This window comes from Selenomonas sp. AB3002 (genome assembly GCF_000702545.1).
Taxonomy (GTDB): Bacteria; Bacillota; Negativicutes; order Selenomonadales; family Selenomonadaceae; genus Selenomonas_B; species Selenomonas_B ruminantium_A.
The window spans coordinates 56,659-73,725 of the sequence record NZ_JNIO01000007.1 but is presented as its reverse complement, the minus strand read 5'-3'; the positions used below and the strand labels follow the sequence as shown (position 1 = coordinate 73,725).

Sequence of the window (17,067 nt, the reverse complement as noted above, 5' to 3'; positions counted from 1 at the left end):
AGAAGTTCATGATGACCCGCAGGGCGGGCTGGTTGGAGTGCATGCTCCCCAGGCCCCTTTGCGGGTCTTTTGGTGTGTCTGAAAGCAGGGGAGGTATTCCAAAAGCCTGGGGACGGTGCTGTGGAAAGTGCAGTCCGGGGCGAAGAGGCGGAGGAAGGTTCTTTTCCTGTGATTCGGAGAAGGACGGTATGAGAAAAGGATTGGAAGATTTTGAGGAGGTTTTGAGAATGCGTTTTGAGGGATTCTCGAGGTTGGATGGGTTTGTTTTTGATTTGCAGAGGTTTGCGGTGATGTTAGATCTCTCTCAAGATGTGACGGAAGCGGCGAAAGTCGAACCTGGCAAACATACCGTATACGTGTTAGGTAACGACGATCTCACGACATTTACCTACTCTACGGAGGATAATGCTTCGGGAAATTCGAATTTAGTTGCAACTCTTACGCTTAAGGCGAATACTGGGGACAACTCTTTTAATGCGGCTGATATAACCGGAGTTGTACTCAATAAACAAGACGCGGCGGGTGTTAAACTGTCAAGTTCCGGAGAGATAGCGGTCTCCGGTATGGATACCACTACTCCTATAACCATAGGGGAGGCCACGATTACGACAGAAACTCCTTTTCATACCGAACCCTACGATGTTACCGAGTTGAGTGTCCCGGAGATTAGTGGGGGTACTATCCATGTGACTCTTGGCAAAGGAAAAGCTGCGATAGTTAACGGTGTTACCTTTAGCAACACGAATACTACTGATACTGATATTAGCGCGGACATTACTGATGCCCGTGCCATTACAAACCTTAGTGTTGGTGGTGCTGTAACTCCGCTTCCCAATGATACAATAAGCATCGATGGTGTTATATACAAGCCCGAAATAAACAAGGATGCAACATTAATATGTGCTACCGATGATAAAGGTGAAAATAAGAAGTACGTGTTCTGCGAGGGAGAGCTTAGAGAGATAGGAAAAGAAGGCGGTACTGTAGGTACTATCGATTATGGTGCTGTGACTAACGGCGTGTACAATATCTTCGGCACATTAAAGGTGACCAATGCTGGGGTTGATGGAATGAGGCTTTTTTTCCCCCCCCATGAATATAACCCCGATGATGAAGTTATTTTATGTGATTTCTCTGCAGGGGAAGCCGCAACTTTCACGATTGATGGTAAGACCTATTCCTATAGTAGAACCGAGGATACAATCCTTGTCACTTGGGACGGGGAGGTATACAAATATCGCATTACCAATTCGCAAGTTGGAGACATTCATGTTAGTGTCCCGACTACGAATGGATTTGAGGGGTATAAAAGAGACGAACCCGATTGCCCCGTAGATGACATTTGTTTCGAAAAAATTGACGTTGTTCAGTTTAACAAAGCTACTAAGACGGCTACCTTTGGTGCTTTTAATACTGGTTCGTCCGTCGATATTTACAGTTCAGATGGAACCCAAATAGGTACGGTCGCCAATGATAATGACGTCTATACTATCTCACTCACGAGTAATGCTGAAGCTAACGGTGTATTCGATTATAGTGCGCTATCCGATAAAAAAATCGTCATTAAAGGTGATGGTACCCATGGTACGGTGGACACGAGCGTATTCAAGTATGGTACGAATCGGTTCACCACGGAAGCTTATTGTTCCTCTGAGGAAAATTTTGTTATCGGTACTGACGGTTCTGTGACGGCACCTGGTGCGGTCACAGTGGTTAGCGGAAATATAACTCTTGCTACGAATCAGAATGCGTCTTTTGCTACAGACGCGGACGATACTGCTTCCGTAACATACGCGGAAAATCTGGATCTATCAACTTCGCCTACGGTCACTTTTAAGAATGGCTCAGTGAAAATCACTGAAGCTGAAGCAGCGAATACCACGGCTACGAAAGTAACGAAGGCGGGGGTTGTCTCCGGCCTCGATGTCGGTGGTACTGCGGAGTTTGCTGACCTTGCTAACACAACCTATAAAGCTGCGGTAAATGGCACAGTAATAGACTACAACAACGGCAATGCGAAACTCATCGCGGGCGCAATCATCCTCGCCACGGGCGAAAGCTTCGAAATGGCTGGCAAGGGCATCGTCACGAACAACGGCACCGCAGCTATCGCAGTGGATAAAGACGGCAACATCACCTGGACTGCAACTGATGATGTTTCCTTCACTACCAAAGACAGCAGCGAAGATACTGCCAAGCTGCATACCTATAAGGTAAAGAACGGCAATCTCTTTGTGTACAACGCAGACAGCACCGACTTTAAGATTTACAGTGCCGGGGCTTCTGTAACCATGGCGACAAATGAGCAGGACTACTATGGCGAAGTGGTGAACGGAACCACCGCGACCGGCGGTGATATCCATGTCGCTCCGACGGCAACGACAACGGCGGGCGCCCACTATTTCAACGCGGATGGCATCGAACTGCCGGATGATAATGGCTTTGCCATCTGGATTTGGTATACAAAGGTTGGCGCGAACACACTGGCAACAATTCCTGTTGGGCGTCCGCTCACAGTCAAGGTCAACCTGACTGGTGCTGAGACAATAGATAACCGTGATGAGAATAAGTACGCCACCTATACCATCAAAGGCAGCGACTTCAAAGGCAGCGGCGTCAACACACTTGTTGACGGAGAGAAGACCATTATCTTGGGTGAGGTCACGGCGCTTACCGGAAAAGGAACCTATGATTTGGCAGATAGTCCAAGCAATTCGATTACCTTCGCTGGGAAAGGGAAAACGGATGCCACGCTTCCAACCGGTGCTACCATCAATTTGGTTATGGGCGACGGTAAATATGTGCCCGTTGTAGTCACAGAGGCCTCGGCGGATGCGGATGTCAACGATACTGTCATCAGAGGCGATGGAATCGTTAGGGGGCTGGATACAGGCGCTACGGTGGCCGCTAACAAAATCACCGCCACAGCCGGAGCTGACAATCTTTCCCTCAGCGTAATGAATAACGGATTAGTGACAGAGGACGAAAAAATCGCATTCACGACTGAGTCCGGCGGCTCCTTCACCTTCACAAGCGCAACCTCGGCTACGAACCTCAAGGGTGTCACCGCCACTATGAGCGAAGGGACTAGCGTAGTGGGCGCAAGGGGAGAAACTGAATCCGTCACGGCTTTATCCGAAACCGGCGGTGAAGTCAAAGCTGATGCCAACGGCGACCTGACCATCACCAAAGCCGGACAATATACTGCCTTGGAAAATGGTGAAATCGCAGTCGCTGCCGAAGGCAAGGTAGAGTTCCGGACTGGCGACAATGCTGTCCTCTTTGCTGGTGACAGCGGTAACAAAGTAACCGGCACCTACAAGGGAAGTGGTACTGCAGCCAAAGTAGAAGCTACCCTGACCAGCACCAATGCAGCTGCTTCCCTTACTGCCACCAAAGCGGGGGCAAAGCTCACGGTTCACGGGACGGAGTATATAGCGACGGCAGATAATACCACGGTTTGCTATGGGACGAACACGGCTGAACTCACCGCAGGAGCAGTCACCCTCGCCAAGGACAACGGCATCGAAGTCGCTGGCAAGGGCCTGGTAACGAACAACGGCACCGCAGACATCACGGTGGATAAAGACGGCAACATCACCTGGACTGCAACTGATGATGTTTCCTTCACCACCAAGGACAACAGCGAAGATACTGCCAACCTGCATACCTATAAGGTAAAGAACGGCAATCTCTTTGTGTACAACGCAGACAGCACTGACTTCAAGATTTACAGTGCCGGGGCTTCTGTAACCATGGCGACAAATGAGCAGGACTACTATGGCGAAGTGGTGAACGGAACCCTCGCGACCGGCGGTGATATCCATGTCGCTCCAACGGCAACGACAACGGCGGGCATCCACTATTTCAACGCGGATGGCATCGAACTGCCGGATGATAATGGCTTTGCCATCCAGATTTGGTATGCAGAGGATGGCGCGAACACACCGGCAACAATTCATGTTGAGCGTCCGCTCACAGTCAAGGTCAATCTGACGGGTGCTACGACACTAGGTAACAAGGATGATGAAAATAAGTACGCCACCTATACCATCAATGGCAGCGACTTCAAAAGCAGCAGCTTCAGCACATTTGTTGAAGGAGAGAAGACCCTTATCTCGGGTGAGGTCACGGCGCTTACCGGAAACGGAACCTATGATTTGGAAGATAGTCCAAGCAATTCGATTACCTTCGCCGGGAAGGGGAAAACGGATGCCACGCTTCCAGAGGGCGCTACTATCAATTTGCAAAATGGAAATGGTAAATATGTGCCCGTTGTAGTCACAGAGGCCTCGGCGGATGCGGATATCAACGATACTGTCATCATAGGCAATGGAATCGTTAGGGGGCTGGATACAGGCGCTACGGTGACCGCTAACAAAATCACCGCCACAGCCGGAGCTGACAACCTTTTCCTCTTCGTAATGAACAACAAATTAGTGACAGAGGACGTAAAAATCGCATTCACGACTGAGTCCGGCGGCTCCTTCACCTTCACAAGCGCAACCTCGGCTACGAACCTCAAGGGCGTCACTGCCACTATGACGGCAGGAACCACCGTGGTGGGCGCCAGGGGAGAAAGCGAATCCGTCACGGCTTTATCCGAAACCGGCGGTGAAGTCAAAGCTGATGCCAACGGCGACCTGACCATCACCAAAGCCGGACAATATACTGCCTTGGAAAATGGTGAAATCGCAGTCGCTGCCGAAGGCAAGGTAGAGTTCCGGACTGGCGACAATGCTGTCCTCTTTGCTGGTGACAGCGGTAACGAAGTAACCGGCACCTACAAAGGAAGCAATACCGCAGCCAACGTAGAAGCTACCCTGACCAGCACCAATGCAGCTGCTTCCCTCACTGCCACCAAAGCGGGGGCAAAGCTCACGGTTCACGGGACGGAGTATATAGCGACGGCAGATAATACCACGGTTTGCTATGGGACGAACACGGCTGAACTCACCGCAGGAACAGTCCTTCTCGACCAGGGAGAGGTTATTGCAGCGGGAAGTGCAAGCTACAAAGCAGCAGCAGGTGGAGCCACAATCGATGCCACAAGCGGATTTGTGGGAGGAGCAGTCACCCTTGATACTGGTGAAACAGTTACGGTAGGAGGAACAACCTATACGGCAACGGCAAATGGCACAGTAATAGACTACAACAACGGCACCGCAAAACTCACCGCAGGTGCAATCACCCTCGCCAAGGACAACGGCATCGAAGTCGCTGGCAAGGGCCTGGTAACGAACAACGGCACCGCAGACATCGCGGTGGATAAAGACGGCAACATCACCTGGACTGCAACTGATGGCGTTTCCTTCACCACCAAGGACAGCAGCGAAGATACTGCCAACCTGCATACCTATAAGGTAAAGAACGGCAATCTCTTTGTGTACAACGCAGACAGCACCGACCTCAAGATTTACAGTGCATGGGATTCTGTAACCATGGCGACAAATGAGCAGGACTACTATGGCGAAGTGGTGAACGGAACCCCCGCGACCGGCGGTGACATCCATGTCGCTCCGACGGCAACGACAAAGGCGGGTGAACACTATTTCAACGCGGATGGCATCGAACTGCCGGATGATAATGGCTTTGCCATCCAGATTTGGTATGCAGAGGATGGCGCGAACACATCGGCAACAATTCATGTTGAGCGTCCGCTCACAGTCAAGGTCAACCTGACTGGTGTTAAGACAATAAGTAACGCGGATCAAAATAAGTACGCCACCTATACCATCAAAGGCAGCGACTTCAAATGCAGCGGCTTCCACACATTTGTTGAAGGAGCGAAGACCCTTATCTCGGGGGAGGTCACGGCGCTTACCGGAAACGGAACCTATGATTTGGCAGATGGGCCAATCAATTCGATTACCTTCGCTGGGAAAGGGAAAACGGATGCCACGCTTCCAGAGGGCGCTACTATCAATTTGCAAAATGGAAATGGTAAATATGTGCCCGTTGTAGTCACAGAGGCCTCGGCGGATGCGGATATCAACGATACTGTCATCATAGGCAATGGAATCGTTAGGGGGCTGGATACAGGCGCTGCGGTGACCGCCAATAACATCACCGCCACAGCCGGAGCTGACAACCTTTTCCTCAGCATAATGAACAACGGATTAGTGACAGAGGACGTAAAAATCGCATTCACGACTGAGTCCGGCGGCTCCTTCACCTTCACAAGCGCAACCTCGGCTACGAACCTCAAGGGTGTCACCGCCACTATGAGCGAAGGGACTAGCGTAGTGGGCGCAAGGGGAGAAACTGAATCCGTCACGGCTTTATCCGAAACCGGCGGTGAAGTCAAAGCTGATGCCAACGGCGACCTGACCATCACCAAAGCCGGACAATATACTGCCTTGGAAAATGGTGAAATCGCAGTCGCTGCCGAAGGCAAGGCAGAGCTCCGGACTGGCGATAATGCTGTCCTCTTTGCTGGTGACAGCGGTAACAAAGTAACCGGCACCTACAAGGGAAGTGGTACTGCAGCCAAAGTAGAAGCTACCCTGACCAGCACCAATGCAGCTGCTTCCCTAACTGCCACCAAAGCGGGGGCAAAGCTCACGGTTCACGGGACGGAGTATATAGCGACGGCAGATAATACCACGGTTTGCTATGGGACGAACACGGCTGAACTCACCGCAGGAACAGTCCTTCTCGACCAGGGAGAGGTTATTGCAGCGGGAAGTGCAAGCTACAAGGCGGCAGCAGGTGGAGCCACAATCGATGCCACAAGCGGATTTGTGGGAGGAGCAGTCACCCTTGATACCGGTGAAACAGTTACGGTAGGAGGAACAACCTATACGGCAGCGGTAAATGCCACCGTAGTAGACCACAATAACGGCAACGCAAAACTCACCGCCGGAGCAGTGGCGCTTGACGGCAATGAAGCTATCCTTGTGGGAGAAACAACCTACACAGCAGGAAGCAACGGAGCCACTATCGACTATAACAGCGGCAAGGCAAAACTCACCGCCGGGGCAGTTCTTCTCGACCATGGAGAAGCTGTTGAAGTAGGAGATGCAACTTACACAGCAACAGAGAGTGGAGCCACCCTGGACTATAACAGCGGCAAGGCAAACCTGACCGCAGGAGAAGTCTCCTTCACTTCGGGCAAAACTCTGAAGGTAGGGGAAACAACCTACACGGCAGGAAGCAACGGAGCCACCCTGGACTATAACAGTGGCAATGCAAAACTCATCACAGGAACAGTTCTTCTCGACCAGGGAGAGGTTATTGCAGCGGGAAGTGCAAGCTACAAAGCAGCAGCAGGTGGAGCCACAATCGATGCCACAAGCGGATTTGTGGGAGGAGCAGTCACCCTTGATACTGGTGAAACAGTTACGGTAGGAGGAACAACCTATACGGCAGCGGCAAATGCCACCGTAATAGATTACAATAACAGCAACGCAAAACTCACCGCAGGAGCAGTGGCGCTTGATGGCAATGAAGCTATTCTTGTGGGAGAAACAACCTACACGGCGGGAAGTAACGGAGCTACTATCGACCATAACAGCGGCAAGGCAAAACTGACCGCAGGAGCAGTGGCGCTTGATGTCAATGAAGCTATCCTTGTGGGAGAAACAACCTACACGGCGGGAAGCAACGGAGCTACTATCGACCATAACAGCGGCAAGGCAAAACTGACCGCAGGAGCAGTGGCGCTTGATGTCAATGAAGCTATCCTTGTGGGAGAAACAACCTACACGGCGGGAAGCAACGGAGCTACTATCGACTATAACAGCGGCAAGGCAAAACTGACCGCCGGAGCAGTGGCACTTGATGTCAATGAAGCTATCCTTGTGGGAGAAACAACCTACACGGCGGGAAGCAAAGGAGCTACTATCGACTATAACAGCGGCAAGGCAAAACTGACCGCAGGAGCAGTGGCGCTTGATGGCAATGAAGCTATCCTTGTGGGAGAAACAACCTACACGGCGGGAAGCAACGGAGCTACTATCGACCATAACAGCGGCAAGGCAAAACTGACCGCAGGAACAGTTCTTCTCGATCAGGGAGAGGCTATTGCAGCGGGAAGTGCAAGCTACAAAGCGGCAGCAGGTGGAGCCACAATCGATGCCACAAAGGGATTTGTGGGAGGAGCAGTCACCCTCGATACTGACGAAACAGTTACGGTAGGAGGAACAACCTATACGGCAGTGGCAAATGCCACCGTAGTAGACCACAATAACGGCAACGCAAAACTCACCGCCGGAGCAGTGGCGCTTGATGGCAATGAAGCTATCCTTGTGGGAGAAACAACCTACACGGCGGGAAGCAACGGAGCTACTATCGACCATAACAGCGGCAAGGCAAACCTGACCGCAGGTTCAGTCTCCTTCAATTCGGGCAAAACTCTGAAGGTAGGGGAAACAACCTACACGGCAGGAAGCAACGGAGCCACCCTGGACTATAACAGTGGCAAAGCAAAACTCACCGCCGGAGCAGTCATCCTTAACCGTGGAGAAGCTGTTGAAGTAGGAGATGCAACTTACATAGCAACAGAGAGTGGAGCCACTCTGGACTATAACAGCGGCAACGCAAACCTGACCGCAGGAGAAGTCTCCTTCACTTCGGGCAAAACTCTGAAGGTAGGGGAAACAACCTACACGGCGGGAACTGATGGAGCCACCCTGGACTATAACAGTGGCAAGGCAAAACTCACCGCCGGAACAGTCCTTCTCGGCCAGGGAGAGGTTATTGCAGCGGGAAGTGCAAGCTACAAGGCGGCAGCAGGTGGAGCCACAATCGATGCCACAAACGGATTTGTGGGAGGAGCAGTCACCCTCGATACTGACGAAACAGTTACGGTAGGAGAAACAACCTATACGGCAGCGGCAAATGCCACCGTAGTAGACCACAATAATGGCAAAGCAAAACTCACCGCCGGGGCAGTTCTTCTCGACCGTGGAGAAGCTGTTGAAGTAGGAGATGCAACTTACACAGCAACAGAGAGTGGAGCCACCTTGGACTATAACAGTGGCAAGGCAAACCTGACCGCAGGAGAAGTCTCTTTCACTTCGGGCAAAACTCTGAAGGTAGGGGAAACAACCTATACAGCGGGAAGCAACGGAGCCACCCTGGACTACAACAGTGGCAAGGCAAAACTCACCGCCGGAACAGTCCTTCTCGGCCAGGGCGAGGTTATTGCAGCGGGAAGTGCAAGCTACAAAGCGGCAGCAGGTGGAGCCACAATCGATGCCACAAACGGATTTGTGGGAGGAGCAGTCACCCTTGATACCGGCGAAACAGTTACGGTAGGAGAAACAACCTATACGGCAGCGGCAAATGCCACCGTAATAGATTACAATAACAGCAACGCAAAACTCACCGCAGGAGCAGTGGCGCTTGATGGCAATGAAGCTATCCTTGTGGGAGAAACAACCTACACGGCGGGAAGCAACGGAGCTACTATCGACCATAACAGCGGCAAGGCAAACCTGACCGCAGGTTCAGTCTCCTTCAATTCGGGCAAAACTCTGAAGGTAGGGGAAACAACCTACACGGCAGGAAGCAACGGAGCCACCCTGGACTATAACAGTGGCAAAGCAAAACTCACCGCCGGAGCAGTCATCCTTAACCGTGGAGAAGCTGTTGAAGTAGGAGATGCAACTTACATAGCAACAGAGAGTGGAGCCACCTTGGACTATAACAGTGGCAATGCAAACCTGACCGCAGGAGAAGTCTCCTTCAATTTGGGCAAAACTCTGAAGGTAGGGGAAACAACCTACACGGCAGGAAGCAACGGAGCCACCCTGGACTACAACAGTGGCAAGGCAAAACTCACCGCCGGAGCAGTCATCCTTGACCGTGGAGAAGCTGTTGAAGTAGGAGATGCAACTTACACAGCAACAGAGAGTGGAGCCACTCTGGACTATAACAGCGGCAACGCAAACATGACCGCAGGAGAGGTCTCCTTCACTTCGGGCAAAACTCTGAAGGTAGGGGAAACAACCTACACGGCAGGAAGCAACGGAGCCACCCTGGACTATAACAGTGGCAAGGCAAAACTCACCGCCGGAGAAGTAATCCTTGACCGTGGAGAAGCTGTTGAAGTAGGAGATGCAACTTACACAGCAACAGAGAGTGGAGCCACCTTGGACTATAACAGTGGCAATGCAAACCTGACCGCAGGAGAAGTCTCCTTCAATTTGGGCAAAACTCTGAAGGTAGGGGAAACAACCTACACGGCAGGAAGCAACGGAGCCACCCTGGACTACAACAGTGGCAATGCAAAACTCATCACAGGAACAGTTCTTCTCGACCAGGGAGAGGCTATTGCAGCGGGAAATGCAACCTACAAAGCGGCAGTAGGTGGAGCCACAATCGATGCCACAAGCGGATTTGTGGGAGGAGCAGTCACCCTTGATACTGGTGAAACAGTTACGGTAGGAGGAACAACCTATACGGCAGCGGCAAATGCCACTGTAGTAGACCACAATAATGGCAAAGCAAAACTCACCGCCGGAGCAGTCATCCTTGACCGGAATGAAGCCATTGAGGTAAGCGGCCTTGGTACGCTCACCAACAACGGCAGCATACCCATCTCCGTCGGGGAGGAGGGCAGCATCCTCGCGGCAGACGGAAGCGCTCTGCCGGCAGGGGCATCCTTCACCACCGGTGACAATACCTGCACTGTGACATACAAACTCAGCTCCGATGCAGCCAAGATCACAGTCATCCAGACTCAGGATGGAGCGACAACCAAACGCATCTACAAACGTGACGGGGACACCCCCATCAGCGTCACGATGCAGCCGGCTGCGGGAGGCTTTGACCCGGCAGACGAATCGGAAAGCCCGGCAAGCGGCGCAGAACTCAGCGGCGTAAAGGGTTTTACCTCCAGCGAAATAGATCCTGTCAAGGACATCCAAGAAAAGGAATACTATGACGGGGAAGGCCGGCGGGTCGAAGCTGACCGGGCGGTCATCACCATCGACGGCAGCGCAACACCCAAAAAAGTAACCGTAACGGGTGAAGTGGAGCCGGACATCAGCATCGACCTGACGGAGGCCGAAGCAACCATCACGGACACAACGGGGACAGCAGTCTTTACCTTGAATGAAAGCAGCTTTTCGGGCAAGGCTTTCTCCGTGCAGGACAATATTGTCACGGAAACAGGGAACTTGCTGAAGGTCTTGGAAGGCAGTGTCACCACCTCGGATAGCAACGGCAACTTCAGCACAGCCGCAGGAAGCTCTGTCACCACCACCGGCAATGGCACCCTCACCCTCAACGGGGCGAAAGTCACCCTCACCGGCAGCGGAAACGGCGTGACCTACACGGCAGACGACACCAGCCCCAACAAAATCTCAACCATCACGGGACTGGAATCCGGCGAAGCCGTGACCTTCGAATCCACCTTCACAGGCAGCGAAGTTACCGTGGATGGCACAGAATTCACCGCCATCACCTCCAGGAACGGCATCACCTTCCGGAATCAGGACGGCGCCGTCGAAGTCAGCCTCGACCAAAAGGGCGAGACTGTGACTGTGGACGGCTTCACCTTCGCCGTGGCAAGCACTTCCCATAGTGGCCTCACCGTCTATAAAGACGCCCAGGGCAGCCAGGTGGCAGGCCTCCGGAACGGCGACAAGGTGACGGTCACCAAGGGCGACCTCACCACTACCTACACTGCAGAAGACGGAAAGCTGGTCATCGGCTATACCGACGGCGATGCCAAGGCCACCACCAAATCCTACACCCTGGGCAGTGAGAAAAGCTTCACTGCCACCTGGGACGGAAGCGCTGCCAACGCTCCTGTCAGCACAGGCGATGCAGGCGTGAGCCTGGAGCCCGGCAGTGCCACCGTAGGCGGCACAGACCTGAACTCCGTGGTGGACGGCACGCAGCTTGACTCACACGGCAACGTCACCACCGATGCTGGCAAGGCCGTGGCCACCATCGAGACCACCGACAGTTCCCTGACCTACAGGGCAAAGTCCGACTCCGGCAGGCATGAACTGGACATTGCCGACACCAACGGCGTGGACTGGAACATCGACACCAGCGAGGCAAGAGGGCGCACCCAGGTAGGCACGGGAACCTCTGAGACTCCTGTGAATAATGCTGTGAACGTCACCGCAGGCTCCGGCAGCAGTGAAGTGGCCGTCTACAGCAATGCCGACTCCCGCATCACAGGAGGCGACGGCAACCTCACCGCCACCGTGGGCGGCAGCGGCGACCACCACGTCACCGCAGGCTCCGGCAGCAAAAACGAGCTCAAAGACTTCGGCACAGGAGAGAACGTCCTCACAGGCGGCTCTGGCAAGAACACCTTTGAGTCCAGCAACGAAAATGGCAAGCTGGTGGCAGGTACAGGCAAGAACACTTTCAAGACCACGGCAGGCTTCACCAATAAAGTAGAAGGCTTCACCTACGGCAAGGACGAAGTAGCTATCGGTGCCGCCGTCACCGACTACTCCGACTTCCACGTGGGCGAAGGCACCATAAATTACGGCGGCAAAGACTCCGGCGGCGAAGTGGACGTATCCTCCGGCACAGGCACAGGCAGCGCATACGCCGTGACCATCCTGGACAGCAAGGGCAAGAAAACCAACGTGGGCTGGACAGGCGAAGACGGCGGCACCCTGGACGCCTCCTCGGAGACAAAGCCCCTGGTCCTCATCGGCAGCCAGAACGGCGACGCGAAAGACCTCCTCATGGGAGGAGCGGGCAGGGATGTCATTTTCGCAGGAGAAGGGGACAGCGTGACAGGCGGTGCCGGCCAGAATGAGCTTCACCTCAGCGGCAGCAGCATCGCCGTGGGCTTCGGCACCGCAGGAGCCAGGGACGAAGTCACAGGCTTCAAGGCAGGCTTTGACGAAAGCGAAGCTGACAGCATCCTCCTGATGGATACTGCAGTGGCAGAAAATCTGACCCTAAGCTATGACGGAAAGGAGGCAGTGCTGAAGAGTGGAGGCAGCAGGATGACCCTGGGCTCCATAGCAAAGAACAACAATACCAACGCGGCAGAGCTCCTTATCGGAGAAGCGAAAGTAGCGGCCATCGAAAAGGGGCAGACTGCCAACATCAAAGAAGCAGACTATGCAGACGTATACTACGGCACAGGCTCCGCAGGGCTGAACTTCAAGGAAGTAGGGGACGACCTCATCGTTGACCTCTCGGATACCTTCAAGTTCAGAAACATAGCCAGCGTCACCGGGGGAGCCGGCAACACCATCCTCATGGGCGGCAGCGGCAAGACCACCCTGGTCTCAGGCGGTGGCGACACCAGCCTCTGGGGCGGCACAGGCAACGCCCTGCTAGTCGGTGCCAAAGACGCCAGAGATGAATTCTTCTTCTTCGGCGAAAGCGGCAGGGACACCATAGCAGGCTTTGCCGCAGGTACCGAAGACAATAGCGACGTGCTGAACCTCTTTGGCTCCGCCATCACGGATATAAGGGGCACCAATAATGGTGTAGAAATATCCACCACGGAGAACTCCAGGGTGCTGCTCCAGGGACTGAAGCCCAACGACAAAATCCAGTGGGTAAGCGGTGAAGCCAAGGGCGTAGCCAAGATAGGCTCCGGCAGCCAGGCCAACACCTTCACCTACGACGAGGAAGTGACCAACTACTTCGGCGGCGACAAGACGGACACCCTCAAAGTATCCGGCGAAGACCACAGCGTCTGGCTGGAAAACCTGGGCAGCAGCATCGAGATCATAGACGCCTCCGGTTCGACAGGAGACAACATCCTGGCAGGAGGCCGCGAAGCCGAAACCATCAAAGGCGGCAAGGGCAGCACCTCCCTCTGGGGCGGCGCAGGCGGCAACGATGTCCTCGAAGGAGGAAGCGGCTACAACGAGTTATACTTCGGCAAAGGCGAGGGCACCGACCTTATCACCAAATCCAACGACGGTGACAAAGTCATGCTTTACAACGTAAAGCTGGAAGACCTGAACCCACAGGCCACCGGCCTGAAAGACGGAAGCATGGTCATCGCCCTGAAAGACGGCTCAACCCTCACCCTCCAGAACTACGACAGCCACGGCGCCACCACCTTCCAGCTGGCAGATGGAACATTCAGCTACGACAGGAAGACGGGCAGCTGGCAGGAAATGAAATAAAATTTCAGACAGGAGCCATGAAAAAAGGTACTGCAGGAGAAATGTTTCTTCTGTGGTGCCTTTTTATGTATGCAAAATATTCCCAGCGTTGTTTTTTATGCTAAAAACGGCGGTAAATGTTTCACGTGAAACATTTACCGCCGTTTCTATGTCAGTCATGCCACTTTGGCTGCATCAATCATCTTGAGCACATCTGCATGGGAGATGCTCTTGCCCTTGTAGGAATACTTGTTGTCCTTGGACATGAAGCCGGTGCCGAGCACGCCTACGCTCAGGTCATGGGAGATGCCAAGCTGGTTCAGGCCCTTGCCTACAGCCTCCCGCAGCAGGATGTTGACCGGACCGGCCACGCCACTCTTGCTGCTCAAGGCGCTGTGGATCTCTGCCACGACTTCTCCGAAGGTGCCGCCCTTCTTGGCGAAAGCGTCTGCCAGCTGATTGACTTCTGTAAGAGTCCCACCGGCTACGAAATCCAGTTCAAAATCGTTCAGCTTCTTGTTGGTCATTGCGTTCTTCATTTTCATCTACTCCCTTCGGTGGTTGTCTGTGTTTTGTTTTTCTGTCTATACATACGCACCGAGGGGTGAAGTATTACACATTACCTTAAAAGTTTTTTGATATGGGTGGCAGTCTGCATCTTGGCTGTTGAAATAGTGATACTAGATATGATATCATAATTTCGAGGGAGGTGTGGTATGTCTACATTGGAGAAGAAATTGCTTGCTCTTGCCCAGGGGAAGGATTTGCCGTGGAATAAAATAGTTTCCCTGTTGGCTGGTTATGGGGTAGAGGTTAGGCCTCCCCGGGGAGGGGGCAGTCATCATAAACTGATCTGTCCTGGCTATGATACCATCATAGTACCTGTCCACGATGGCAGGGTAAAGAAGATTTATGCCCGCAAGATTGCGGAGCTGTTGCAGGATTTGGATAAATGAGGTGAAAGACATGGCAAAGGAACTGGCATATTACATGGACCTTGATTACCCTGTGGAAGTGAAGAGAATAAAGGAAGAAGAGGGAGGAGGATTTTTTGTATCAATCCCTCTTCTGCCTGGCTGCATGAGCGACGGAGAAAGTTTGGACGAGGCTTATGCCAATATTCAGGAGGCCAAGGAAGAATGGCTTTCCAGTATGCTGGAGAGGGGCATGAAGATTCCCGAGCCTGTCGAGCAGGAAGAATATAGTGGCAAATTCATAATTAGGCTGCCCAAGACCCTCCACAGGGCACTGGCGCAGGTTTCCAAACGGGAAGGTGTAAGCCTGAATCAGTATGTGACAAATGCCCTGGCTTTTACCTTGGGGCAAAAGAGTTAATTGTCCGTACTATCTTTTACAATGAAACCCAGGAGAGCAGTTCCTTGGGGCGCAGATAAAAAAACGGCGGTAAATGTTTCACGTGAAACATTTACCGCCGTTTCTATGTCAGTCATGCCACTTTGGCTGCATCAATCATCTTGAGCACATCTGCATGGGAGATGCTCTTGCCCTTGTAGGAATACTTGTTGTCCTTGGACATGAAGCCGGTGCCAAGAACCCTCACGCTCAAATCGCCCTAGCTTTGCCGAACTTTACAGCCAGCGTATGGAGGGCATGCCCTCCAAGACCAACAGGCCAATCAACAGCCAAGTAAGCAGAACCCTGGTTGGCCGGGAAAACATCAGTTTTTCTCACCGAGGTAGTCCTGCCTATAGATATACAGCAGGGCAATAGACACTCCTGCTGAAACGACCTCCGCTACCGCCTGGCATACCCATAAGCTCTTGGCGCCAAAGATCAGCGGCAGGCCAAAAATTGCCAGGGTCTGAAAGAGAAAGGTACGGCAAATGGCAATGACGGCCGAGATCTTACCGTTGTTCAGCCCGGTGAAATATGCCGCAGCATAGATATTGAAGCCCTGCAGGATAAAGGCCAGAGAAAAGGCTTTCAGAGCTTCCTCGGCCAAGGCACAGACTGACGGATCATAGCCCACATAAACTTCTGCTATCCAGCCGGCAGTTATCTGTGCCAGGACAAACATCAGTATGCCAAAGCCTAAATTGAGGACGATGCCCTTTTTTAGCAGGCTTCTCAATTCCAGGTGGTTTTGTGCGCCGAAGTGGTAGCCTACAATGGAATTAGCTTCCAGGCATAAGGCGGCGAATATGGCAGTGAAGATACCCTCGACGAACACCACCACACCAAAGGCGGCCACTCCGTCTTCGCCCATGAAGCGCAGCAGCTGTATGTTGTAAAAGACGAAAACGACGGAGATGGCCATGTCATCCACCATTTCCGACAAACCGTTGGAGCAGGTAGCAAACAGGGCTTTGCCATCGAACTTGTAGGAGGTGAAGTGCAGGCAGCTGCTGTTGGGGCGGGAGAAGTAGTAGAGGGGGATGAGCCCGTTGATGCAGGCACCGATGCCCGTAGCAACTGCAGCGCCCACCATTTCCCATTGAAATACCACGATGAAGAGATAGTCAAAGATGATGTTGCTGAACATGTTGGCAATGGAAAGATAAAATCCCAATTGGGGTTTCTCGGCAGTTATCAGTATGCTTTGGAAAGCATAGCCTACAATCATAACGGGCAGGAAGAGGAAAAGGGTTCGCCCGTAGGGCAGGCCATATTCCATGATGCTGGGGGTAGCACCGATCAGCTCGCCTATCTCCGGCAGGAAGATGAAACCCAAAACTGCCAAAGCGACACCGATGGTGAAAGCTGTCTTGATGAGCATGGTGAAAATCTGCCGGGCCCGTTCCTCTTTGCCGCGTCCCAGCTCCGAAGCTATGAGAGCGCTGCCGCCTGTGCCAAACATATAGCCGATGACGGAAAGCATGAGCTGGAAGGGGTAGATGATATTGACTGCTGCGAAAGCTGTCTTGCCGATATAGTTTGACACGAAGAAGCCATCGATAATATCGTAGGTTATGGCAATCAGTACAGTGCCAATGGTAGGAGCGGCAAAAAGCAGCATTTTTTTGTAGGTAAAGTGATCAGATAATTTTATATCCAT

5 protein-coding genes are annotated in these 17,067 nt (G+C 52.8%); 3 read left to right on the top strand and 2 right to left on the bottom strand.

The window, feature by feature from the left end:
* Positions 1 to 1,589 precede the first annotated feature (1,589 nt).
* A complete protein-coding gene (locus tag P159_RS0106105) occupies positions 1,590 to 14,072 on the top strand; it encodes a hypothetical protein (protein WP_185753643.1) in 12,483 nt (4,160 codons plus the stop codon).
* 155 nt (positions 14,073 to 14,227) lie between these two features.
* On the opposite strand, the gene P159_RS0106100 is transcribed toward P159_RS0106105, so the two are convergent.
* Positions 14,228 to 14,590: a hypothetical protein gene (locus tag P159_RS0106100; protein ID WP_029542418.1), complete on the bottom strand. Its 363-nt coding sequence runs from the start codon at positions 14,588 to 14,590 to the stop codon at positions 14,228 to 14,230.
* A gap of 177 nt (positions 14,591 to 14,767) precedes the next feature.
* Between P159_RS0106100 and P159_RS0106095 the strand changes: the two genes are divergently transcribed.
* Together P159_RS0106095 and P159_RS0106090 are read left to right on the top strand one after the other, a co-directional pair.
* On the top strand, positions 14,768 to 15,007 hold the full coding sequence (locus tag P159_RS0106095; protein WP_029542416.1) for a type II toxin-antitoxin system HicA family toxin: 240 nt from the start codon (positions 14,768 to 14,770) through the stop codon (positions 15,005 to 15,007).
* Between the two features lie 10 nt (positions 15,008 to 15,017).
* The gene (locus P159_RS0106090; protein ID WP_029542414.1) at positions 15,018 to 15,386 is read left to right on the top strand and encodes a type II toxin-antitoxin system HicB family antitoxin; all 369 of its coding nucleotides are present in this window, start codon (positions 15,018 to 15,020) and stop codon (positions 15,384 to 15,386) included.
* Positions 15,387 to 15,729: 343 nt separating this feature from the next.
* Here P159_RS0106090 and P159_RS0106080 read toward each other — a convergent pair whose 3' ends face one another.
* Entirely contained in the window at positions 15,730 to 17,067 is a 1,338-nt protein-coding gene (locus P159_RS0106080) for an MATE family efflux transporter (protein WP_037377000.1), read from the bottom strand.